General features: G+C 73.7%; 19 protein-coding genes, 1 tRNA gene and 1 other RNA gene. 14 read left to right on the top strand and 7 right to left on the bottom strand.

From position 1 onward, the window contains the following. The first annotated feature begins 242 nt into the window (after window positions 1-242). From ACPC54_RS03105 to ACPC54_RS03095, 3 genes are all read left to right on the top strand, one after another. The gene (locus tag ACPC54_RS03105) at window positions 243-548 is read left to right on the top strand and encodes a hypothetical protein (protein ID WP_498960602.1); all 306 of its coding nucleotides are present in this window, start codon (window positions 243-245) and stop codon (window positions 546-548) included. A 23-nt stretch (window positions 549-571) separates the two neighbouring features. Next, on the top strand, window positions 572-1,147 hold the full coding sequence (locus ACPC54_RS03100; protein ID WP_498960600.1) for a GNAT family N-acetyltransferase: 576 nt from the start codon (window positions 572-574) through the stop codon (window positions 1,145-1,147). Between the two features lie 426 nt (window positions 1,148-1,573). Continuing rightward, a complete protein-coding gene (locus ACPC54_RS03095; RefSeq protein ID WP_498960598.1) occupies window positions 1,574-1,885 on the top strand; it encodes a hypothetical protein in 312 nt (103 codons plus the stop codon). 23 nt (window positions 1,886-1,908) lie between these two features. Here ACPC54_RS03095 and ACPC54_RS03090 read toward each other — a convergent pair. From ACPC54_RS03090 to ACPC54_RS03080, 3 genes are all read right to left on the bottom strand, one after another. Further along, window positions 1,909-2,729, bottom strand: a protein-coding gene (locus ACPC54_RS03090; RefSeq protein WP_498961533.1) for an IS5 family transposase whose coding sequence is annotated in 2 segments (ribosomal slippage) — window positions 1,909-2,397 and window positions 2,400-2,729 — 819 coding nt in all. Because the reading frame shifts where the segments join, the coding sequence is not laid out codon by codon here. 117 nt (window positions 2,730-2,846) lie between these two features. Continuing rightward, entirely contained in the window at window positions 2,847-3,566 is a 720-nt protein-coding gene (locus ACPC54_RS03085) for a hypothetical protein (protein ID WP_498960596.1), read from the bottom strand. Between the two features lie 628 nt (window positions 3,567-4,194). Continuing rightward, a tRNA-Ser gene (locus ACPC54_RS03080) sits at window positions 4,195-4,279 on the bottom strand. 107 nt (window positions 4,280-4,386) lie between these two features. Between ACPC54_RS03080 and ffs the strand changes: the two genes are divergently transcribed. From ffs to ACPC54_RS03030, 10 genes are all read left to right on the top strand, one after another. Beyond that, window positions 4,387-4,483, top strand: an RNA gene (gene ffs / locus ACPC54_RS03075) — signal recognition particle sRNA small type. Window positions 4,484-4,551: 68 nt separating this feature from the next. After that, the gene (locus tag ACPC54_RS03070; protein WP_498960594.1) at window positions 4,552-6,741 is read left to right on the top strand and encodes a DNA polymerase III subunit gamma and tau; all 2,190 of its coding nucleotides are present in this window, start codon (window positions 4,552-4,554) and stop codon (window positions 6,739-6,741) included. A 169-nt stretch (window positions 6,742-6,910) separates the two neighbouring features. Continuing rightward, entirely contained in the window at window positions 6,911-7,249 is a 339-nt protein-coding gene (locus tag ACPC54_RS03065; protein WP_498960592.1) for a YbaB/EbfC family nucleoid-associated protein, read from the top strand. 194 nt (window positions 7,250-7,443) lie between these two features. Continuing rightward, entirely contained in the window at window positions 7,444-8,043 is a 600-nt protein-coding gene (recR, locus tag ACPC54_RS03060) for a recombination mediator RecR (RefSeq protein WP_498960590.1), read from the top strand. Beyond that, on the top strand, window positions 8,036-8,728 hold the full coding sequence (locus ACPC54_RS03055; RefSeq protein WP_498960588.1) for a DUF5063 domain-containing protein: 693 nt from the start codon (window positions 8,036-8,038) through the stop codon (window positions 8,726-8,728). Before recR ends, ACPC54_RS03055 begins: the two co-directional genes overlap by 8 nt. A 347-nt stretch (window positions 8,729-9,075) precedes the next feature. Beyond that, window positions 9,076-10,356, top strand: coding sequence for an aspartate kinase (locus ACPC54_RS03050; protein WP_030288196.1), 1,281 nt, complete (start codon window positions 9,076-9,078; stop codon window positions 10,354-10,356). 28 nt (window positions 10,357-10,384) lie between these two features. Beyond that, window positions 10,385-11,440 (top strand): aspartate-semialdehyde dehydrogenase, encoded by a 1,056-nt coding sequence (locus tag ACPC54_RS03045; protein ID WP_498960586.1) that lies wholly within the window; start codon window positions 10,385-10,387, stop codon window positions 11,438-11,440. Between the two features lie 234 nt (window positions 11,441-11,674). Further along, window positions 11,675-12,220, top strand: a complete 546-nt coding sequence (locus tag ACPC54_RS03040; RefSeq protein WP_498960584.1) for a SigE family RNA polymerase sigma factor — start codon at window positions 11,675-11,677, stop codon at window positions 12,218-12,220. Beyond that, window positions 12,213-13,493, top strand: coding sequence for a hypothetical protein (locus ACPC54_RS03035; RefSeq protein ID WP_498960582.1), 1,281 nt, complete (start codon window positions 12,213-12,215; stop codon window positions 13,491-13,493). Before ACPC54_RS03040 ends, ACPC54_RS03035 begins: the two co-directional genes overlap by 8 nt. A 125-nt stretch (window positions 13,494-13,618) precedes the next feature. After that, complete coding sequence (locus tag ACPC54_RS03030) at window positions 13,619-14,407, top strand: SURF1 family protein (protein WP_498960580.1); 789 nt, start codon at window positions 13,619-13,621, stop codon at window positions 14,405-14,407. Window positions 14,408-14,469: 62 nt separating this feature from the next. Here the strand turns inward: ACPC54_RS03030 and ACPC54_RS03025 are convergent, their stop codons facing one another. From ACPC54_RS03025 to ACPC54_RS03010, 4 genes are all read right to left on the bottom strand, one after another. Continuing rightward, the gene (locus ACPC54_RS03025; protein ID WP_498960578.1) at window positions 14,470-15,117 is read right to left on the bottom strand and encodes a hypothetical protein; all 648 of its coding nucleotides are present in this window, start codon (window positions 15,115-15,117) and stop codon (window positions 14,470-14,472) included. Continuing rightward, the gene (locus ACPC54_RS03020) at window positions 15,114-16,970 is read right to left on the bottom strand and encodes a S9 family peptidase (RefSeq protein WP_498960576.1); all 1,857 of its coding nucleotides are present in this window, start codon (window positions 16,968-16,970) and stop codon (window positions 15,114-15,116) included. The genes ACPC54_RS03025 and ACPC54_RS03020 overlap by 4 nt, the downstream gene beginning before the upstream one ends. A gap of 267 nt (window positions 16,971-17,237) precedes the next feature. Then, window positions 17,238-18,683: an MFS transporter gene (locus ACPC54_RS03015; protein WP_498960574.1), complete on the bottom strand. Its 1,446-nt coding sequence runs from the start codon at window positions 18,681-18,683 to the stop codon at window positions 17,238-17,240. A 92-nt stretch (window positions 18,684-18,775) separates the two neighbouring features. Next, on the bottom strand, window positions 18,776-19,153 hold the full coding sequence (locus ACPC54_RS03010; RefSeq protein WP_498960572.1) for a nuclear transport factor 2 family protein: 378 nt from the start codon (window positions 19,151-19,153) through the stop codon (window positions 18,776-18,778). A gap of 167 nt (window positions 19,154-19,320) precedes the next feature. Here ACPC54_RS03010 and ACPC54_RS03005 point away from each other — a divergent pair, with 167 nt between their 5' ends. Beyond that, on the top strand, window positions 19,321-22,080 hold the full coding sequence (locus ACPC54_RS03005; protein ID WP_498960570.1) for a helix-turn-helix transcriptional regulator: 2,760 nt from the start codon (window positions 19,321-19,323) through the stop codon (window positions 22,078-22,080). Window positions 22,081-22,310 lie beyond the last annotated feature (230 nt).

Here is a 22,310-nt window from a genome sequence, read left to right as displayed (position 1 = left end):
GGCGGGGTTAACCCAGGAATGAGGGCGGAGGTCGCCGCAGGTCCCGCGTAGGTAGCAGGACTGCGATAGCCCGGGCGAAGCGCTGGGCCTCGTTAGGCGCGGCGACTTACGCGAAGCCAAGGGACCTCTGATCCACGCTACCGGCGGTGCCCTGCTGCCTTCCCCGTCTCGTCTCTGCGCATGGCGGTCATCGACAACTCGGCGAGGCGCGGGAGGAGTTTTACGTCGAGCTGTTCGACCGGGTGAAGGAGACCTCCGCCTACCGCGACGCCTCCGAAGACGAGTGGGCCTTCGGTGACGAGGCCGGCGCCCAGACCGACCTCGCCCTCGCCCGCGTCGCCCGAGGCGAGGTCGAGGGAGCTGCCGAGGCCGTCCGCTCGGTGCTCGACCTCCCCATTGAGCAGCGGAACTTCGGCATCGTCAGCAGCGCCCAGCGCGTCCACGCCGCCCTGCACGGCGACGGTCGCCGCGGCGTCGGTGCGGCGGCCGACCTGCGCGAGGAGATCGAGGCCTTCACCGCCACCCCGACCTCGGTCCTCGTCCGGTGACCCCACGGATAGGCTCCGCAGCCATGACCCTAGTCCACCTGGCCGGCCCCCGCCTGGCCCTGCGCGAAGTCGAACCCGAGGACACCGACGACCTCCTGGCCATCTACGGCGACCCCGAGGCCACCCGGCACCTCAGCTTCGAACCCCGCACCCGCGAGCAGGTTCAGGCGATCACCGCCCGCTCCATCGCCTCCGCGAACGCCATCCCGCGAACCGAGTACTGCCTCGCCATCACCCGGCTCGACGAGCACCGGCTGATCGGCTACGCGCGTCTAGCCACCGAGCCGCAGCAGGCCGCCACCATCGGCTTCGCCCTCCACCCGGCCGAGTGGGGCAAGGGTCTCGGCACGGAAACCGTTCACCTGCTGTGCGCCCTCGGCTTCAACACCCTGGGCCTGCACCGCATCTGGGCGGCCCGCTCACCGCTCAACGAGGCATCGGCGCGCACCCTGTTGCGGGCCGGTATGACCGAGGACGGGCGGATTCGCGACCACGTCTTCGTCCATGGCGCCTGGCGCGACTCGATCACCTACTCGATCCTGGAGCACGAGTGGTCGCCGAACGGCGTGCTAGGGATCGCCGCCGAGCACGAGAGCTGAGTTCTGGGCCTGCGGGCCTGGCAACGCAGCACCTTCGCGACCTCCCCGCTGGCCTTGGCCCCGGGGTTTCCCTCGCACCCCTGGGCGAGGGCAGATGCGTGTGGCGGGCGGTAGGACCGTCCTATGCGACAACTTGCTCCGTCAGGAGCGGGCTGGGGTAAGGATGACTTACCCCACAACTTGCTCCGGCTTCCGGCGGTCTGACCTGGGTCCGGATCACAGGTGAACTCTTGTAGCCAGGGGCTGCCAATGCGCTGGCAGCGCTCTTCCTGGGCTTAGAAGTCATCTCATTTGGAAGGTCTGCAGTGGCCGATGAAAGGGGACAGCGCTGGCGAACCTGATCTCGTGTGTGAGGATCAGGCCAGGTGCGGCTGTGGACGGTGCTCGCCCTGAAAGATCGCCCGCAGAGGTAAGGAGAAGTGCTGGATGTTCGCCGGGGGAACCGCGCGGTTGCTGATCACGAACGACGGTGAAGCGCCGCTGGAGCTGACCGTGGAGCCCTGGGCGGACACCTACCAGCTCCAGCGGCAGCAGACCTGCGTCGTTGTCACCCACTCACAGACGGCGGACGGTTCCTGGTCAGGGACGCAGCGTGGGGATGAGCCCTTCCAGGTCGTGCATCGGCCGGATTCGGTGACGGTGTGGGCCAACGGCCAGTGCTTCCACCTCGCTGACATGGCGGGCCATGCGATCGACGCGGCCGACTGGCAGTGCCCAGCTCAGGATGCGGCCTCCTGAAGGTGCCTCTGGGCGGCGGCCAATCATGTGCTGACAGCTTTGAAGTTATCGCACTTGACGAGTTGCCGGTGGCAGATCACGGCTGCGGCGATGCTGGCGAATGCCGCGAAGTGGTCGGCCTTGCGTTCGTAGCGGCGGTGAAGTCGGCGGAAGCCGTTCAGCCAGGCCACGGTCCTCTCGATCACCCAGCGGTGCAGGCCAAGGCGCGTGGAGGACTCGACGCCTCGGCGGGCGATGCGGGCGGTGATCTGGCGTCGTCTCAGGTAGGTGCGGATGAAGCGGTGGTCGTAGGCCTTGTCGCCGTGCAGCTTTCCGGGCCTGCGTCGACGCGGGCCGCGCCTGGAGCGGATCGGCGGGATGGCTTCGGCGAGCGGGATCAGGGCCTGGCTGTCGTGGACGTTGGCGCCCGAGATCGCGAGCGACAGGGGTAAACCGGTACGTTCGGTGAGCAAGTGGATCTTCGAGCCGTACTTGCCCCGATCGACAGGATTCGGACCCGTCAGCTCCCCCTTTTCAGGGCCCGCATGTTGACCGAGTCGACCGCACAGCGGGACCAGTCCAGCTCACCCCTGGCGCCGAGCTCGTCCAGGAGGACCCGGTGGAGCTTGGCCCACACCCTGGCCTTGCTCCACTCGGTGAAGCGCCGGTGGGCCGTCGGGCCGGACGGCCCGAAGCACGGTGGCAGCTGGGCCCAGGTGCAGCCCGATGTCGCGACGAACACGATCGCCGCCAGCACCTCTCGATCCCCATGCCGTCGCCGACCACCGCCCTGCGGACGTGTCGGCGCAGCTGGCACCACCAACTGGAACAGCTCCCACAACTCATCCGGCACCAGCCGCTCCACGATCGTCACCCGCGGAGCCTACTCGGCCGTCCAAATGAGATGTCCTCTAGCGCCACGACCCTACGCAGGGCCCCGGTTACATGGTCGGGGCCCACAAGATCCCCAGGCAGGCTGGCTCTACGTGGCCGGAGAGCGGGTTTCGGCTGATGTTTCCTCAGTAGCGGTCTCTGGCGAGGTGCTCGGGCTTGAGGCGGCGGGTTGATCGGACCCCGACTTGAGGCGAGTGAAGAGCGACAACCCTCGGTCGATGCCAAAGAAGAGTACGAAGGCCAAGGCCGGGGCCATCGCGATGCTGAACGCCTGCGCCACGCCGGAAAGGTGCGCACTGATCCACCACACGGCGGCTGCGGCGCTTGTTACTGCCCCGATGACGCGAAGGCGCTCGTCCTGCAGCAGGTTGGACTCCGCTGGGAGTTCGCTTGCAGGAAGGAGACTGCGGGTGTTCCCCGCGCTGTAGTTCTCAGCCACGATGGCAAGCGCCTCGGCAAGACTGCGCAGCGCCTCCTTCGGATTGGCATCCAGCTCGGACTCCAACTGGAAGAGACGCTTGCGTACGCGCGACGCGTGCTTGCGTACTTCGCGGTTACGGGGAGAGAAGCGAGAACGTGCGCCGTCGCGCGCGTGGATCATCTGTAGCTCGAAGCCAACCTTCCGGCACCTCACTTCCACGGTGCGCAGGCATACCGCGCGCCGTATAGCTGGTGCGTTGTATGCATCGCCGCATGCGCTGACGGCTCGCACAATGATGTGAACAAGGCGGAAGCTCTGCCCATCGAACCTGTCTACGAACCACAAGGAGACGATCTCGGGGACGAGGCAGAGGGCGTCGACGAGCAACTGGAATGTGCTGGGCGTTGCTGACTGACCCGGGCGGCCGATCCAACCAGGCCCGTGGGCTCCTAGAAGTCCCAGAAGAATCAGAGACAGTACCGAGCCGAGCACCATGGCCGGGCCGCTGCGGAGCCGGGCGCGATGGTGCGCCCGTAGAAAGCCGGCGGTCTCGGTTGTCTGAGCCTGTATTCCGAGTGTCCGCAGCGCGTTGTCCATGGCGGCTACAGCGCGCTCGCCCCGCCGTACTCCCCGCCGCCGCCAGGCTGCGTAGAGCCCTAACGGGGTATAGGCAGCTACCAGTCGCATGAGCCCCCCTCAGAACCACTGCCGTCCGACGATACTGCTCCTACACGTCAGGGTTAACCGAGTGAGTCGCTGCCCGATCAGACGATCGACGGGCACCATGGCAGCGCTCTGGATCGCGCTTCGACCTTAGGTGGGCCTGCCTTGCTGCGTCATCGTTCGAGTAGCGGTGGACGGCGCGGGCGAGAGCCTGGGGGTGAGTCCTGCGGATCTTGGCGGTGCGAGGCCCGTGGGGGCCAGATCACAACTGAGACCAAAACTGAGACCACACAACGCCGAGGGCCCCGACCGCTGAGCGGTCGGGGCCCTCGCTTGCCCTGGCGGGCGAAGGCGGAGGATACGAGATTCGAACTCGTGAGGGGTTGCCCCCAACACGCTTTCCAAGCGTGCGCCCTAGGCCTCTAGGCGAATCCTCCGTGGGAGAGCTTAGTACATGTTTCGGGGTGCTCGCGACCAGCTATCCCGAGGTGAGGGGGCGGGGGTGGCCTGTGGATCGTCGGGGCGGGAATCCGGTAGTGTGGGGGTCAGCCCCTCGTGTGGCGTCATCTCTCTGAACCCCCCCAGGGCCGGAAGGCAGCAAGGGTAGGAGGGCTCTGGCGGGTGCACGGGGGGTCTTTGCGTTCCCGGGAGTGGGTGGGCGGGACGAGGGGCGACGCGTTTGTCGGTCCGTCCCGATATCGTCGGGGGTGTGTCCCTAGCCCTGTACCGCCGCTACCGCCCCGAGACCTTCGCGGAGGTCATCGGGCAGGAGCACGTGACCGCTCCGCTCCAGCAGGCCCTGCGCAACAACAGGGTCAACCACGCGTACCTGTTCAGCGGGCCGCGCGGCTGTGGCAAGACGACGAGCGCGCGCATCCTGGCCCGCTGCCTGAACTGTGAGCAGGGCCCGACGCCGACGCCCTGCGGGGAGTGCCAGTCCTGCCGGGACCTGGCGACGGGCGGGCCCGGCTCGATCGACGTGATCGAGATCGACGCCGCCTCGCACGGTGGTGTGGACGACGCGCGCGAGCTGCGCGAGCGGGCGTTCTTCGCGCCGGTGCACAGCCGGTACAAGATCTTCATCCTGGACGAGGCGCACATGGTGACCTCGGCCGGGTTCAACGCGCTGCTCAAGGTGGTGGAGGAGCCGCCGGAGCACCTCAAGTTCATCTTCGCGACCACCGAGCCGGAGAAGGTGATCGGGACGATCCGGTCCCGGACGCACCACTACCCGTTCCGGCTGGTCCCGCCCGGCACGCTGCGCGACTACCTGGCGGAGGTCTGCGGGCGGGAGGGCATCCAGGTCGAGGACCCGGTGTTCCCGCTGGTGGTGCGGGCCGGCGCGGGCTCGGTGCGTGACTCGATGTCGGTCATGGACCAGCTGCTGGCCGGTGCCGGGGACGAGGGCGTCACCTACACGATGGCGACGGCACTGCTCGGGTACACCGACTCCGCGCTGCTGGACGAGGTGGTGGACGCCTTCGCCGCGCAGGACGGGGCGACGGTGTTCCAGGTGATCGACCGGGTGGTCGAGGGCGGGCACGATCCGCGCCGCTTCGTCACCGACCTGCTGGAGCGGCTGCGCGACCTGGTGATCCTCGCCACCGTTCCGGAGGCGGGGGAGAAGGGGCTGATCGACGCGCCGGCCGACCGGATCGCCGTGATGCAGGCCCAGGCGGACGGCTTCGGCGCGGCCGAGCTGAGCCGGGCCGCCGACATCGTCAACACCGGGCTGACGGAGATGCGCGGCAACGCGGCTCCCCGGCTGCAGCTGGAGCTGATCTGCGCCCGGGTGATGCTGCCGGGCGCGTACAGCGACGAGCTGTCGCTGCAGGCGCGCCTGGACAAGCTGGAGCGGCGGGCGACGGCGGGTGGCTTCGCCGCGCCCGTGATGGGGATGCCGGCCGCGCCCGTGCCGATGGCCGCACCCGTGGAGGTGCCGGCCGCGGCTCCCGCGCCCGCTCCCGCCCCCATGGCCGCCCCCGCCCCCGCCCCCGCCCCCGCGCCCGTGGCGATGCCGGAGGCCGCACCACCTGCGGCCCCTGCGGCCCCCGCAGCCCCCGCCGGCCCGGCGCCGGGCGCCTGGCCGATCCCGCGCAGCTTCCCGCCCGCCGGCGGCGCTCCGGCGGCGGCCCCCGCCGCACCCCCGGCCGCCCAGGCCCCGCCGCAGCAGCCGGCCCCCGTCCACACCCCGCCGCCCGCGCCGGCCCCGGCGCCGGTCCCCGCCGCCGCCCCCGGCGGCCAGCCCTCGGCCTCCGCGCAGCAGGGCGCCGCGCAGGTCCGCCAGCTGTGGCCGCAGATCCTGGAGGCGGTGAAGAACCGCCGCCGCTTCACCTGGATCCTGCTCAGCCAGAACGGCCAGGTGGCGGGCTTCGACGGCAGCGTGCTGCAGGTGTCGTTCATCAACGCGGGCGCCCGGGACAGCTTCGTCGGCAGCAACAGCGACGACGTGCTGCGCCAGGCGCTGACGGACGCGCTGGGCGTGGACTGGCGGATCGAGTGCATCGTCGACCCGTCCGGTGGCGCGGGCGCGGGCGCGGCCCAGAGCGCCGCCCCGGCCGGTGGTGGTGGCTGGGGGGCTCCGGCCCGTCCGGCGGCCGCCGCGCCGCCGATGGCCGCGCCCGCGCCGGTGCCCGCACCGGCACCCGTCCAGCCGCAGGCCCCCGCGGCCCCGGTCCAGTCGGCGCCCCGGCCGCAGGCCCAGGCTCCGGCGCCCGCCCCGGTGCCGCGCACGCCCCCGCCGCCGCCCGTCGCGGCGCCGCCGGCGGTGGCTCCGGAGGACGACATCCCGGAGGAGGACGACCCGGACCTCACCGAGGAGGCGTTCTCCGGCCAGGAGCTGATCATCCGCGAGCTGGGTGCCACCGTCCTGGAGGAGATCCACCACCGCGGGAACTGAGCGGGAACCGGGCGGGAACCGGGCCGAGCACCGGGCGGGAACCGGGCCGAGCACCGGCCGAGCGCGGAGCCGAGCGCTGGACGGGGACCGGACGGGGACCGTAGTCACCGCCGAGCCCGTAGGCTCGGCGGTGACGAGAGAACGACCGTGTGACAGCAAGGAGTGAGCCGTGTTCCCCGGTGGTGGCCAGCCCAACATGCAGCAGTTGATGAAGCAGGCGCAGAAGATGCAGCAGGCCCTCGCCCAGGCGCAGCAGGAGCTGGCCGAGGCGAAGGTGAAGGGTTCGGCGGGCGGTGGCCTGGTCGAGGCCACGGTCACCGGTTCCGGTGAGCTGGTGGCGCTGACCATCGCTCCCGCGGCCGTCGACCCGGAGGACACCGAGACGCTGGCCGACCTGGTCCTGGCGGCCGTGCGGGACGCCAACCAGGCCGCGCAGAAGATGCAGGCGGAGCGGATGGGCCCGCTGACCCAGGGCATGGGTGGCGGCATCCCCGGTCTGCCCTTCTGACCTCCGCTCTTCCGGCCGAAGGCGCTGCCCGCCGGCTGGTGGCCGGCGGAACGGGTCCGATGGTCGGAAGTTCAGGCGATGGACCCATGTGATTTATGTGGGAGTCGGGCGTCGGGCGGTGTGTCCGGCGCCCGATTCGTTGGATGATGGCACCGGAGCACACGGACCATCCGAGCACGAGGGAAGGCGCGACGTTGTACGAGGGCGTGGTTCAGGACCTGATCGACGAACTGGGCAGGCTGCCCGGCGTCGGGCCCAAGAGCGCCCAGCGGATCGCGTTCCACGTGCTGCAGGCCGACCCGACCGACGTGCGCCGCCTCGCGCACGCGCTGCTGGAGGTCAAGGACAAGGTCCGCTTCTGCGCGGTCTGCGGCAACGTCGCGGAGGCCGAGCACTGCCGGGTCTGCCTGGACCCGCGCCGCGACCTCGGCGTCATCTGCGTGGTCGAGGAGCCCAAGGATGTCGTCGCCATCGAGCGCACCCGCGAGTTCCGCGGCCGCTACCACGTGCTGGGCGGCGCGATCAGCCCCATCGAGGGCGTCGGCCCGGACGACCTGCGCATCCGCGAGCTGCTCGCGCGCCTCGCGGACGGCACGGTCACCGAGCTGATCCTGGCCACCGACCCCAACCTGGAGGGGGAGGCGACCGCCACCTACCTGGCCCGGCTCTGCAAGCCGATGGGCCTGAAGGTGACCCGTCTGGCGAGCGGTCTGCCCGTCGGCGGGGATCTGGAGTACGCGGACGAGGTCACCCTCGGCCGCGCCTTCGAAGGGAGACGACTGCTCGATGTCTGACCGGACCCCCAACCAGCAGCCCCACGCCCCGCACACCGGAGCGGCCCCGCACACCCACGGCCACGGCTCGGAGCCGGACGACTTCGCCGTCCAGATCGCCGACTCGGTGGAGAGCTTCGTACTCGCCGTCACCGAGGTCGCCAAGGGCGACGAGCCGGGCAGCGCGGTCTCGCTGCTGCTCCTGGAGGTCTCGCAGCTGCTGCTGGCGGGCGGCCGGCTGGGCGCCATCGAGGACGTCGTCCCGGACGACCGCTTCGAGCCCGACGCCGGGCCGGAGCCGGACGGCGAGCAGCTGCGCGAGCGTCTGGCCGCGCTGCTGGCGCCGATCGACGTCTACCACGAGGTCTTCGACCCGTACGGTCCGCCGGAGAAGCCGAACGCCTTCCGGATCTCGGACGACCTGGCCGGGGTGGTCGGCGAGCTGCAGCACGGCCTGACGCACTACCGCGAGGGCCGGGTCAGCGAGGCGCTGTGGTGGTGGCAGTTCTCGTACCTGTCGAACTGGGGCACGACCTGCTCGGCGGTGCTGCGGGCGCTGCAGTCGCTGATCGCGCACGTCCGGCTGGACAGCCCGATCGGTGCGGTGCCGGACGGTGCGGACACCGACGACGACGGGCTCACCGACGAGCAGCTGGAGCAGCAGGCCGGCGACCTGATGGCGGCCGAGCTGGGTCTCGGGCGCTGAACGGTCCGCGCGGCGGCGGGTCGCGGCGGGTCGTGGCGGGTCGTGGCGGCCGGGCCGGGCCGGGCGGAATTGTGATGCACGCCTCAGCGGTCCGCCCGGAAGGGAAATCCGGCCGGGGCCCCGTCCTCCCCGGCGCCGATTCTTCGGAGCGGTGCCGGATTCCCCGCAGACCTGCCGGTGCGGGCCCCCGCACCGCCGCCCACGTGCTGAAACGCCCGTCTCATCATATGGAAAGCCCCGGTCGGGGCAGGACCGCTCGGTAGACTGACGCGGACCGCACACCCCCCTCCACCCGGTGGGGTGCGGGGGCCTGGCGCCCCCGGAAACGACCTAGTCGAGGAGCGCACGTGGGCCTTGTCGTGCAGAAGTACGGCGGCTCATCCGTTGCGGATGCCGAAGGCATCAAGCGCGTGGCCCGTCGAATCGTTGACGCCAAGAAGGCCGGCCATGAGGTCGTCGTCGTGGTGTCCGCGATGGGCGACACGACGGACGAGCTCATCGAACTCGCGGAGCAGGTGTCACCGCTCCCTGCCGGCCGTGAGTTCGACATGCTGCTGACCGCTGGAGAGCGCATCTCCATGGCACTGCTGGCCATGGCGATCAAATCCCTGGGGCACGAGGCGCAGTCCTTCACGGGCAGCCAGGCCGGTGTCATCACGGACTCCGTCCACAACAAGGCGCGCATCATCGACGTGACGCCGGGTCGCATCCGCACCGCCCTGGACGAGGGCAACATCGCGATCGTGGCCGGCTTCCAGGGCGTGTCGCAGTCCAGCAAGGACATCACCACGCTGGGCCGCGGCGGTTCGGACACCACCGCGGTCGCGCTGGCGGCCGCGCTCAAGGCCGAGGTCTGCGAGATCTACACCGACGTGGACGGCGTGTTCACCGCCGACCCGCGCGTGGTGAAGAAGGCCCGCAAGATCGACTGGATCGCCTACGAGGACATGCTGGAGCTGGCCTCGTCGGGTTCCAAGGTGCTGCTCGATCGGTGTGTTGAGTACGCCCGTCGCTACAACATCCCGATTCACGTACGCTCGTCCTTCTCGGGTCTTCCCGGGACGATCGTCAGCAACGACAACCCGAACAAGCCCGAAGGGGGCGAGATGGAGCAGGCCATCATCTCCGGAGTCGCCCACGACACCTCCGAGGCGAAGGTCACCGTCGTCGGTGTGCCCGACAAGCCCGGCGAGGCGGCGCGCATCTTCCGTGCCATCGCCGACGCCGAGGTCAACATCGACATGGTGGTGCAGAACGTCTCCGCCGCGTCGACCGGTCTGACCGACATCTCCTTCACCCTGCCCAAGACCGAGGGCCAGAAGGCCATCGACGCGCTCGGCCGGGTCAAGGAGGGCATCGGCTACGAGTCGCTGCGCTACGACGACGCGATCGGCAAGATCTCGCTGGTCGGCGCGGGCATGCGCTCCAACCCGGGTGTCACGGCGACCTTCTTCGAGGCGCTGTCCGCCGCGGGCGTCAATATCGAGCTGATCTCCACCTCGGAGATCCGCATCTCGGTGGTCACCCGCGCCGACGACGTGCCGGAGGCGGTCCGCGCCGTGCACAGCGCCTTCGGCCTGGACAGCGAGAGCGACGAGGCCGTCGTCTACGGCGGCACCGGCCGATGAGCCGCCGGGCGGCCGGGGGCCGCGGGCGATGACCCGGCGGCCGAACCTCGCCGTCGTCGGCGCCACCGGCGCGGTCGGTGAGGTGCTGCTCGGTCTGCTCGCGCTCCGTCAGGACGTGTGGGGCGAGATCCGCCTGATCGCCTCTCCGCGCTCGGCCGGCCGTACGGCGGTCGTGCGCGGGGAGGCCGTCGAGGTCGTCCCGCTGACGGAGGAGGCGTTCGCCGGCGTCGACGTCGCCGTGTTCGCCGTGCCCGAGCCGGTCTCCGCCCAGTGGGCGCCGATCGCGGCGGCCAAGGGCGTCGTGGTGGTCGACGACTCGGCCGCCTTCCGGGCCGCCGAGGACGTGCCGCTGGTCGTCCCCGAGGTCAACGCCGCCGCGGTGCGGATCCGCCCGCGCGGCATCGTCGCCAGCCCGGCGAGCACCACCCTCGCGATGATCGCCGCCCTCTGGGCGCTGCACGCCGAGTACGGGCTGGCACAGCTGGTCGTCGCCTCCTACCAGGCCGCCACCGGCGAGGGCCGGGCCGGCGAGACGGCGCTGCGCGGGCAGACCGCGCTGGTCACGGGCACGACGGCCGGCCGCAAGACCGGCGACCTGCGCGCGGTGATCGCCGACCACGGGCCGTTCGCGGCCCCGCTCGTGTACAACGCGGTGCCCTGGTCCGGGTCGCTGCGGGAGGGCGGCTGGTCCTCCGAGGAGCTCGGCATCCGGGACGAGTCGCGCAAGATCCTCAGCCTGCCCGCGCTGCGGGTCTCCGCGACCTGCGTGCGCGTGCCGGTCGTCCGCACCCACGCGCTGGCCGTGCACGCGCGGTTCGAACGCGAGGTCACCCAGGAGCACGCGCAGGAGATCCTGCGGGACGCCCCCGGCGTCGTCCTCTACGACGACCCGGCGGCCGGCGAGTTCCCCACGCCGAACGACGTGGTCGGGACGGACCCGGTGTGGGTCGGGCGGGTGCGCCGCGCCCTGGACGAGCCGGAGGCCCTCGACCTGTTCCTCTGCGGCGACAACCTGCGCAAGGGCGCCGCGCTCAACCTGCTCCAGATCGCCGAACTGGTGGCCCGCGAGCTGCAACCTGTCTAGCGTCCGTACGGTCTCCCCCCACAATCTGTCCGGAAACCCTCTCGAATTCCCTGGAGGGCACTTCCGCCGATGCGGAAGAATGTCCCTCGGGCTGGGCAACCATGACAGGGGATCGAGTGTCCAACGGGCGTGGCGAACGTGATGGTGGGGGCAGGGGCGGGCATCTCGGCGACGACCGCGGTGACGTTCCCCTCGCGCGTCCAGTGGCCTGCGAGTAGGCCGGAAGAAAGCCAGATGACCGCGGTCGCACCCGGTGCGGCGGACTCCGGCGCCGGTACCGACGCGGGTACCAGCGAGGACCTGCTGACCGAGACCTACCAGGCGCACTACAGATCCCTGCTGCGCCTCGCCGCGCTGCTCCTGGACGACCTCTCGACCTGCGAGGACGTCGTGCAGGAGGCGTTCATCCGGGTGCACGCCGCCCGCCGCCGGGTGCGCGAGCCCGAGAAGACCCTGGCCTACCTGCGGCAGACCGTCGTCAACCTGTCCCGCTCCACGCTGCGCCGCCGGATCCTCGGCCTGAGGCTGCTGCAGAAGCCCATGCCTGACATGGCCAGTGCAGAAGAAGGCGCCTACGATGCGCTGGAGCGCGACCAGTTGAAGGCCGCGCTGCGTGGTCTGCAACGCCGTCAGCGGGAGGTTCTGGTGCTGCGTTACTTCGTGGACATGACGGAGGCGCAGGTCGCCGAGACCCTGGGCATCTCGCTCGGATCGGTGAAGGCCTACGGCTCGCGCGGGCTCGCCGCGCTGCGGGCCCAGATGGAGGCCGGCCATGGCTGACGGCGCGGAGCTGCCGGGCGCCGGACTCCCGGCGGACGGGCCGTCGCTCGGGCAGCTGTCCGGCGGGGGGCCCTCCGTGGGCGAGTTGTCCGGCGGGGGGCTGTCCGGCGGGGGGCTGTCCGCGGACGAGCGGGCCGTCCGCGCGCTGATGCACCACGCCGTCGCCGGCATCCAACCCGTCCCCGGCGGACTGCCCCGCATCCAGCGGGCCGTCCCCCGGCGGCGGGCGGCCCGGCGCGGCGCCTGGACCGGCGCCGCCGCGCTCGCCCTGGCCGTCGCGGTCGTCCTGCCCGCGCTGCACGACGGTGAACACCTCGGGCTCTCCGGCGGCCCCGGGGACTCCGCCAAGGCCTCGACCTCCGCCGCCACCGGCAGTGCCACCGGCACCACCGGCGGCTCCACCGCCCCGCACACGGGCCCGGACGGCTGGGGCTCCTCCGCCTCGGCGTCCGGCACCGCCGTCGCCTCGCCCAGCGCCGACGCCGGCACGGCCCGCCCGGACGGCTCCGCCCCGGCGCCGGCCGGGGCCAGCAACTCCGTCCTCGTCCCGCTGTGCTCCCGCGCCGACCTCGGCCAGGGCACCGCACAGGTCGGCACCGCCGACGCCGCCGGGCGGGTGTACGGCTCGTTCACCGTCTACAACGTCTCCGCGAGCACGTGCCGCCTCGGCGGGCCCGGCGCGGTCTCCGTCACCGCCGTCTCCGGGGTCGACCGCAGCCGCGTCCGGATCGTCGACCACAGCCCCGGCGACCCGGCGGACGGCCTGCCCGCGATGGACACCGAACCACCCGTCCTGGCCCCGCAGGCCGGCTACCGGGTGCCCTTCGCGTGGATCCCCGACCAGAGCTGCGGCACCACCGGGACGGGCGGCGGCTCCGGCACCACCGGCGGGACCGGCACCGGCACCGGGAACACCGGCGCCGCCGGGTCGGCCCGCCCCAACCAGGCCGCCGGCGCCTCCCAGGAGCAGGCACCCGCCGCCTCGGCCGCCCCGGCGGCCGGCGCCTCCGTCGCACCCACCGCCAACCCGCAGCCGACCACCACCCCGACCACCGGACCCACCGGCGCGCCCAGCCCCACCGCCACCCCCACCGCCGGCCCCACCGGCGGACCGGCCACCGTCACCATCGCCCACACCCCGGCGCCCGGCAGCCCCGCGGCGGCCACGACCACCGTCCCGCTCGGCTGCACGGGCGGCACCGTCTACCGGGGCGGCGTCCAGGCGGCGGGCACCACCGCCCCGGCACAGCCGGGCTCACCGGCGGCGGGCTGAGGCACCCCCGGGCCGACCGCGGCGGTGCGCCGCGGCCCCCGGCGGCGGCTCCGCCGGCGCCGGCCGCCCCTCCCGGCGGGACCCCTGTGGTCGGGAAGGGTGTGAAGAGTGGTTACCGTGGGGGTGTGTACCGGTTCCTCCTCACTCCCCGCTGGCTGAGCGGCACCGCGCTGGCCGTGGCGGCCGTGGCGGTGTGCGTCTGGCTGGGCTCCTGGCAGCTCGGCCGGTTCGAGGACCGGGCCTCCGCGCACGAGAAGAACAAGCAGGCCGTCACCGCTTCGGGTGAGGCCAGACCGATCGACTCGCTGCTCGGCCAGGCCACCCCGGAAGTGACCACCGAGACCGTGGGCAAGCCCGTGACGGTGGCCGGCAGCTACGACGGGGAGCACCAACTCCTCGTGCCCAACCGGGTGTTGGACGGCAAGCAGGGCTACTACGTGCTGACCCCGCTGCGCACCGCGGACGGCCACGCCGTCGCCGTCGTCCGCGGCTGGGCCCCCGGGGCACCCGCGGCCGGTGCCGCCCCCGCCGCCCCGCCGAGCGGCCCGGTGACCGTGACCGGCCGGCTGCAGGCCAACGAGTCGGTCGGCAGCAACGGCGCCGTCGCGGGCGGGCTGCCGCCCGGCCAACTCGGCATGATCAACCGGGCATCGCTGCTCAACGTGCTGGAGTACGACGGCTGGTACGACGGCTGGGTCGCCGCCGACGAGGTGCCCGCCGGGCTGACCACGGTGCCGACCGTCCAGCCGCAGGGCGGGGACGGGCTCACCCTGCGCGCGTTCCAGAACCTCGGCTACACCCTGGAGTGGTTCGTCTTCGCCGGGTTCGTCGTCTTCATGTGGTTCCGCCTGGTGCGCCGCGAGGCGGAGGCGGAGCAGGACCGGGCCCTCGGGCTGGACCCGGTCCTGACCTGACCTCCGCACCGCCACGCGGGGCCGTGCCGCTTCGCTGGCGCGGGCTGGGCCGCGGCGCTTCGCTAGCGCGTGGGCTTGGCGGGCGCCGCCGGCACCGTCGCCGGGCCGCCGGGCGCGCCCGGCAGTGCGGGCCTGGCCGGCGTCGTCGGCGCAGTCGGCCTCGGTGTGTGCGCGAGTGCCGGTGCGGTCGGGCTGGTCGCCCCCGGGGCCGGGGTCGGCGGGACGGTGACCACCGGCTCGCCGTGGCAGTGGCCGCGGCCCTCGTCGTCCGAGTCGTAGTGGTCGATGTGGTGGTGGACCGTCCGCCCGGGCTTCGACCCCTTGGTACCGGAGCCGTGCGAGCCCGAGGAGCCCTTGCCGTCGCCGGACCCCTTCGATCCGCCCTTGGCCGGCAGCGCCGCCTCGGCGGCCGCCGAGGCGGCGCCTCCCGGGTACACGGCCGGCCGCACGGCGCCCGTCCCGGCCGCGGCCGCCTTCGTCGGCGTGGCCGCCGCACCGGGCTTCGCGGTCGCGGTCGCGGTCGCCGTCGTGGCCGGCGCGGGCTGGGCCGGAGCCGCCGGGGGCGACGCACTGGCGGCACCCGGCCCGGCCGACCCGAGCGGCGCCGGCGGGGGCGGGCAGGCGGCCGCCGCCCCGTGCCGGCCCGCGCAGCCGGTGAGCACCAGGGCCCCGGCCACCGCCGCGCCGGCGAGGATCAGTCCCCGCCTCACGTCGTCTCCCCGCCGGCACCGCTGCCGCCGTCCGCCGCGTCCAGGTGCCGCCGGACGAAGTCGATCTCCAGCCGCAGCTGCCGGATCCGCTCCTCGACCACCAGCGAGCCGTGCCCGGCGTCGTAGCGGTACACCTCGTGCGGCTTGCCGAGCTGCTCCAGCCGCTCGACGTAGTTCTCGATCTGCCGGATCGGGCAGCGCGGGTCGTTGACCCCCGCGCTGATGTAGACCGGCACCCGCACCCGCTCGACGTACGTCAGCGGCGAGGAGGCCGAGAAGCGCTCCGGCACCTCCTCCGGCGTGCCGCCGAAGAGCGTGCGGTCCAGCGACTTGAGCGCCTCCATCTCGTCGGCGTAGGCGGTGTGGTAGTCGGCGACGGGCACGGCGGCGACGCCGAGCGCCCAGTCCTCCGGCTGCACGCCGAGGCCGAGCAGGGTCAGGTAGCCGCCCCAGCTGCCGCCGGAGAGCACCAGCCGCCGCGGGTCGGCGAGGCCGCTCTCCACCGCCCACGCGCGGACGGCGGCGATGTCCTCCAGCTCGATCAGGCCGACCCGCTCGCGCAGCGCGTCCGTCCAGGCCTGGCCGTAGCCGGTCGAGCCGCGGTAGTTGACCCGGACGACGGCGAAGCCGTGGTCCAGCCAGGCGGCCGGGCCGGCGGCGAAGGAGTCGCTGTCGTGGTGGGTCGGGCCGCCGTGGATCTCGAACACGGTCGGGTACGGGCCCGGTCCGGCGGCCGGCCGCTGCACCAGGGCGTGCACCCGCCCGCCGGGCCCGTCGACCCAGACGTCCTCGACCGGGACGGAGCCCGGCGGCACCGGGCCGGGCGCCCGCAGCACGACCGTCCCGGTGGTGGAGCGGACGGCGGACGGCTCGGCGGCCGAGGACCACAGGTACTCGACGGTGCCGTCCGGGCGCGGGGTGGCACCGCCCACGGTGCCGCGCGGGGTGTCCAGGCGGGTCAGCCGGCCGTCCGCGAGCGTGTACGAGAACAGCTCGCTGCGCGCCTCGTACTCGTGCTCGACCAGCAGCTCCGCGGCGCCCGGCCGCCACTGCGCGGAGACGTCGCCGGGCAGTTCGCGGCCCTGCTCGTCGCGCAGCAGTAGCGCGGTCTCGGCGCCGGTGGCGACGTCCCAGATCATCGGCTCCCAGCGGCCGGTGCGCTGGTGCGCGACCAGCATCCGGGTGTCGCCCTCGACCGGGGCGAAGCCGAGGCAGGCGACGCCGCGAGGCTCGTCCCGGCCGGTGACCTCGTCCAGCTCGGCGACGGTCTCGACGCTGTCCGCGGTGAGCCGGTAGACCCGGAGCGCGGAGTGCATGGCGTCGCCGTGCTCGGTGTGGTCGAGGGCGAGCAGGGTGCCGTCGTGGCTGAGGTCGGCGACCCCGCCGTACTCCTCGTGCCGGTAGATCTCGACCGGCTCGGCGGCGCCGGCGCGGCGCAGGTGCAGGGTGGTGCCGTCCTCGTCGGTGGAGCGGCCGACGACGACCGTGCCGTCGCGGCCGAGCGCCAGACCGGCCGAGTAGGAGGCGGCGAGGCCGGGCACGGCCTCCTCGTCGGGGCCGCCCGCGAACGGCTGCCGGCGCCACACGCCGAACTCGTCGCCGTCCTGGTCGTCGAACCACCAGATCCACCGGCCGTCCGGGGACAGCTCGGCGTCGGTGGTGCCGTTCGGCCGGTCGGTGACCCGGCGGTGGGCGCCGGTGGCGCGGTCCCAGGCGTAGACCTCGTAGGTGCCGGTCGCGTTGGACACGTACAGCGCCCGGTCGGGGGCGTCCTCCGCCCAGTCCGGCAGTGACACCCGCGCGGCCCTGAACCGCTGCTCCCACGCCGGTACGGCGCTCTTCTCCTCGCTCATCCGACCATCCAACCCGATCGGGGGGACGGAGGGGAACGGGCGGGTGTACTTCGGGGCCCCGCCCGTCGGTTCGCCCGCTGCCGACCGGCGCCGGTCCGGGCCGGTCCGGGCCGGTCCGGGCCGGTCCGGGCCGGTCCCTGCCGCCTATCAGTGCTGACGGGGCGTGCCGTGACGGCGCGGCAGCAGCCCAGTCCGGTACGTCGGCACCGCATCCCGTGACACCTGGCGCCGTGACACCGCACCCCGCGGAACCTAACCCCGCGGCTTCTAACCCCGCGGCACCGAGCGCCGCGACACCGAGCGCCGCGACACCGCACCCGGCAGCACCACGCCCACCAGCACCAGCTCCAGCACCGCCAGCGCCAGCACGCTGCGCCCGAAGGCGGCGGTCGGCGTGCCGGCGCCGTAGTAGACCAGCCCGATCAGCGCGACCCCCAGCGCCCCGCCGACCTGCTGCACCGTCGACACCACCCCCGCCGCCGAACCGGCCAGCCGCGGCTCGGCGGCCGCCAGCGCCGCCGCCGTCACCGGGGCGATCACCAGGCCCATGCCGACGCCGTCCACGAACAGTCCGGGCGCCAGCCACCACACGCTCCCGGCCGGCACCCCGTACGCCGCGAGCGCGAGCAGCACCAGCCCGGCGGCCATCAGCAGCCCGCCGGCGGCGATCGTCCGGGGGCCGCCGAACCGGGCGGTGACCCGGTGGGTGGCGTGGGAGGTCAGCAGGTAGCCGAGCCCGATCGCGGTGAACACCAGCCCGGCGCCGAGCGCGTCCAGGCCCCGGCCGAACTGCAGGTGCAGGGCGAGCACCAGGAAGAACGAGCCCTGGCCGAGCACGAAGGCGAACTGGGCCAGCAGGCCGGTGCCGAAGGCCCGGCTCCGGAACAGCCGGGTGTCGACCAGCGGCGAGCCGCCGGCCCGGGTGGCGCGGTGCTGGTGGGCGGCGAAACCGGCCAGCAGGGCGAGCGAGCCGCCCAGGCAGCACCACGTCCACAGCGGCCAGCCCAGCGCCGGGCCCTGGATCAACGGCAGCACCAGGCCGGTCAGCGCACCGGACACCAGCAGCACGCCGACCGGATCCAGCCCCGGCCGGTGCGGCGCGCGGGACTCCGGCAGGCAGCGGCGGACCAGCCCCAGGGCGGCCAGGCCGACCGGAAGGTTGATCAGGAAGCAGCTGCGCCAGCCCAGACCGAGGACGTCCGCCCGGATCAGCAGCCCGCCGATCAACTGGCCGAACACCGCGCCGAGCCCCATCGTCAGCCCGTACCGGGCGAACGCCCGCGCCTGCGCCGCGCCGCTGAACGCCGTCCGCAGCATCGCCAGCACCTGCGGGCCCATCAACGCCGCCGCCAGGCCCTGCGCCACCCGGGCGCCGACCAGCGCCGCCGCGGTGGGGGCGAGGCCGCAGCCCGCGGAGGCCAGCGTGAACAGGGCCAGGCCGAGGCCGAACACCCGGCGGCGGCCGTACCGGTCGCCCAGGCGGCCGGCGGTGACCAGCCCGGCGGCCAGCGCCAGGCCGAAACCGGCGACCACCCACTGGACGGCGGCCGGGCCGGCGCCCAGGTCCGCCTGGACGGACGGGACGGCGACGTTGACGACGAAGACGTCGAGGGCGGTCATGAAGGTCGCGGTCAGGACCACCGGCAGCAGGCCGCGGGGGGCGGGCTCGTCCGTGACCGGCCGTGTTCTGTCGCATTCGAGGACGGTGCTCATCTCGGGCTCTCCTCAAGGGGGTTGTCGGGCCGGTGGGGAGCGGGCGCGGCACGGGGGCCGGCCGCCCGCTCCCCACCGTGCGGACCGGCGGCTCAGACGCCCGGGACGCGGTCCAGGAAGCCGTACACCGCGCCGATCCGGCCGTCCGGCGTGGCCGTCAGCACGTCGAAGCCGATCACCACCGGCTCGGCGCCGGCCGGCCCGAGGTTCCAGGTGAACCGGGCGATGTCGTGGTGCGCGTCCACCGGCCCGAGGGTGAACCGCAGGCCCGGGAACTGCGCCTGGGCCGCGCCGATCAGGCCGTCGATCGCGTCCCGGCCGGCGACGGCGGCCAGCGGGTCGGTGTAGCGGCCGTCCTCGGCCCACACCTCGTCGACCAGCTTGCGGCGGGCGGCCGGGTCGGTCTCGTTCCAGACCGCGAGGTAGCGCTCGGCGAGCTGCTGGAGGGCGGTGGCGGTCAGCTCGGTCATGGTCGACTCCCATGTCGTGGTGGGGTGTTGGCCGGGGCGTTTCCCGGTGCTCACCACGTTAGGGACGGGCCGGCGCGGGCGAATCCGTCACGTATCCGCAGGGGGTGCGTACGTAGCGGACGGCGGTACGTAGCCGGACTCGGGCGGCGGCTGGGTAGGGTCGGGGCATGCTGTACGGGAGGGAAGACGAACAGGCCGCCTTGGACGGCCTGTTGGCGGCGGCTCGGGACGGGCGCAGCGGCGTGCTGCTGCTCCGGGGCGAGCCCGGCATCGGCAAGACCGCGCTGCTGGACGGCGCGGTCGCGCGCGCCGGGGACGGGTTCCGGGTGATCCGGGCGGCCGGCGTCGAGTACGAGGCCGAACTGCCCTTCGCCGGGCTGAGCATGCTGCTCGCGCCCGGCCTGGACCGGCTGGCCGCCCTCCCCGGTCCGCAACGGCGGGCCCTGGAGCGGGCGTTCGGCCTGGCCGAGGAGTCGTCGTCGCCCGCCGACCGGCTCCTCGTCGGCCTCGCCACCCTCGGACTGCTCGCCGAACTCGCCTCCGACCGGCCGCTGTTGTGCGTGGTCGACGACGTTCAGTGGCTGGACGGCGCCTCCCTGGACGCCCTGCTGCTGGCCGCCCGCCGCCTCCAGGCCGAGGGCGTCGTGCTGCTCCTCGCCGCCCGCACCGGAGGTGCCACCGGCACCAGCGCCGAAGCCGCGACCGACCGGCCGCTCGGCCTGCCCGAACTGCACGTCGCCGCCCTGTCCGAGGCCGACGCCACCCGGCTGCTGGCCGACCGGGCCGGCGCCGAGCTGCCCGCCGCCGTCCGGAACGGACTGCTCGCCGAGGCCGCCGGGAACCCGCTCGCGCTCACCGAACTGCCCATCGCCGCGGCGGCGTTCACGGCCGGCTCGCAGCCGCCCGGCGGGCCCGGCGCGCTACCGCTCACCAGCCGGCTGCTGATCGCCTTCCACGGCCAGGTCACCGGCCTGCCCGCGGCCACCCAGACCCTGCTGCTGGTCGCCGCCGTCGAGGAGAGCGGCGAGCTGGCCGTCGTCCTGCCCGCCGCCGCCACCCTCGGCGTCGACGCCGAACACCTCGCTCCCGCCGAGAAGTTCGGCCTCGTCACGGTCACCTCCGAGCGCGGGCTCGCCTTCCGGCACCCGCTGCTGCGCGCCGCCGTCCTCCAACGCGCCCCGCACCACCAGCGGCTGGCCGCGCACCGGGCCGTCGCCGCGGCCCTGCCGGACGGCGACCGCCGCACCTGGCACCTCGCCCTGGCCGCCACCGCCCCCGACAGTGACCTGGCCGACGCCCTGGAACGAGCCGCCGTCCACGCCGAACGCCGCGGCGGCCGTGGCGGCGCCGCCGCCTACGAGCGCGCCGCCCGACTCACCCCCGACCACGACGGCGCCACCCGGCGCCTCGTCCTCGCCGCCGAAGCCGCCACCGAGGAAGGCGAGTTGGCCCGGGCCGAAGCGCTCGCCGACGAAGCCGCCGCCCGCACCGACGACGCACTGGCTCACGCCCTGCTCGACCAGGTACGGGCCACCGCCCACTTCTGGCGCGGCTCCTACCCGACCGCCCACCGCCTGCTGCTCGACGCCGCCGCCGCGGACATCGAACCGGCGCACGCCGCCCGGATGCTGTTCCAGGCCTTCCACGCGGCCTGGTACGCGGGGGAGCAGCCGGTGGCCGCCGTACTGGACCGGCTCGCCGCCCTCCCGCTGTCCGCGGACGACCCGCTCGCCCCACTCGCCCGCCACCTGCCCGCGGCCGTCCTGCCCGCCCTCGGACGGCCCTCCGGGCCCCTCCCGGCCGTCCGGGAACCCGCCGAGGCCGCCCGCAGGGCCGGGGCCGAGAGCCCCGTCGACCTCGTCCAGCTCTGCGGCGCCACCCTCATCCTCGGCCGCGACGAGGAGACCGCCGAACTCGCGGCCGAACTCGTCGCCGAAGCCCGGGCCAAGGGCACCATCGGGGTCCTGCCCACCCTGCAGTTCTTCCTCGCCGAGGCCGAACTCTTCCACGGCCGCCACCAGGACGCCGAAGTCACCGCCACCGAGGCCCTCGCCCTCGCCCGCGACACCGGCCAGCACCAGTGGGTCAGCCAACTCACCGCCCTGCTCGCCTACCTGGCCGCCCTCGACGGCCGCACCGAACCCTCCGCCGCGTCCCTGGCCGGCACCGCCCTGGCCACCACCGGCCCGCAGACCGCCGCCCCCGCCGCCGGCCTCCCCTGGGCCCACTGGGCCCTCGCCCTGGACGACCTCGGCCAGGGCCGCGCCGGCGCCGCCGCCGACCGCCTGCACACCCTCACCACCGGCCCGCACCGCCACCACGTCAGCGCCACCCGGGCCGTCCCCGACCTGGTCGAGGCCTGCGTCCGCCTAGGCACCCCGGACCGCGCGGCCGAACCGTACGAACGCTTCGCCCGCTGGACCGCCGCCGCCGACCGTCCCTGGGCCGAGGCCCTCCGCCTCCGCTGCCAGGCCCTCCTCGGCCCCGACGAACTCGCCGAATCCGCCTACCGCGCCGCCCTCGACCTGCACGCCGCCACCAACCGCCCCTTCGAACAGGCCCGCACGGCGCTCCTCTACGGCGAGTGGCTGCGCCGCACCCGCCGCCGCACCGACGCCCGCCCCCACCTCACCGCCGCCCTGGAGACCTTCGACCGCCTCGCCGCCCACCCCTGGTCCACCCGCGCCCGCACCGAACTCGCCGCCACCGGCACCCCCGCGACCCCCACCACCACGTCCCCCCGGACCCCGCAGACCCCCCTCACCCCACAAGAACTCCAGATCGCCCGCCTCGCCGCCCGAGGCCTCACCAACCGCGACATCGCCGCCCAGCTCTACCTGAGCCCCCGCACCGTCGCCCACCACCTCTACAAGGCCTACCCCAAACTCGGCATCACCTCCCGCACCGACCTCCCCACCACCCTCTGACCCCGCCACCCCGCGGCGCCCCGCTACGCGAGGAGCCTCGCGCAGCCTCCCGACCACCGCACCCGAAGTCGAACAGGGTGTGGTGGTCGGGACAGACCTGGACTCGGCACCGGAGTCCTCGGTCCCGCGAAACTCGGGCGTGTAAGCGATCTCGTGTAAGTGCCTTGTGGTTATCGGATGCTGAGCCGGTCCTCGAAGAAGAGTGAGAACTGGTTCAGCGCCTCCTTCCA

Source organism: Kitasatospora sp. NPDC094028, from assembly GCF_049543595.1.
Lineage (GTDB): Bacteria > Actinomycetota > Actinomycetes > Streptomycetales > Streptomycetaceae > Kitasatospora.
The sequence above is the reverse complement of the archived record's forward strand: the minus strand, read 5'-3'. Positions and strand labels throughout refer to the sequence as shown.

Bases quoted from the DNA above. Each gene is read 5' to 3' on its own strand.
- ACPC54_RS03100 (WP_498960600.1), top strand. From the start codon at position 572: ATGACCCTAGTCCACCTGGCCGGCCCCCGCCTGGCCCTGCGCGAAGTC.
- ACPC54_RS03095 (WP_498960598.1), top strand. From the start codon at position 1,574: ATGTTCGCCGGGGGAACCGCGCGGTTGCTGATCACGAACGACGGTGAA.
- ACPC54_RS03055 (WP_498960588.1), top strand. From the start codon at position 8,036: ATGTCTGACCGGACCCCCAACCAGCAGCCCCACGCCCCGCACACCGGA.
- ACPC54_RS03045 (WP_498960586.1), top strand. From the start codon at position 10,385: ATGACCCGGCGGCCGAACCTCGCCGTCGTCGGCGCCACCGGCGCGGTC.
- ACPC54_RS03040 (WP_498960584.1), top strand. From the start codon at position 11,675: ATGACCGCGGTCGCACCCGGTGCGGCGGACTCCGGCGCCGGTACCGAC.
- ACPC54_RS03035 (WP_498960582.1), top strand. From the start codon at position 12,213: ATGGCTGACGGCGCGGAGCTGCCGGGCGCCGGACTCCCGGCGGACGGG.
- ACPC54_RS03020 (WP_498960576.1), bottom strand. From the start codon at position 16,970: ATGAGCGAGGAGAAGAGCGCCGTACCGGCGTGGGAGCAGCGGTTCAGG.
- ACPC54_RS03015 (WP_498960574.1), bottom strand. From the start codon at position 18,683: ATGAGCACCGTCCTCGAATGCGACAGAACACGGCCGGTCACGGACGAG.
- ACPC54_RS03010 (WP_498960572.1), bottom strand. From the start codon at position 19,153: ATGACCGAGCTGACCGCCACCGCCCTCCAGCAGCTCGCCGAGCGCTAC.
- ACPC54_RS03005 (WP_498960570.1), top strand. From the start codon at position 19,321: ATGCTGTACGGGAGGGAAGACGAACAGGCCGCCTTGGACGGCCTGTTG.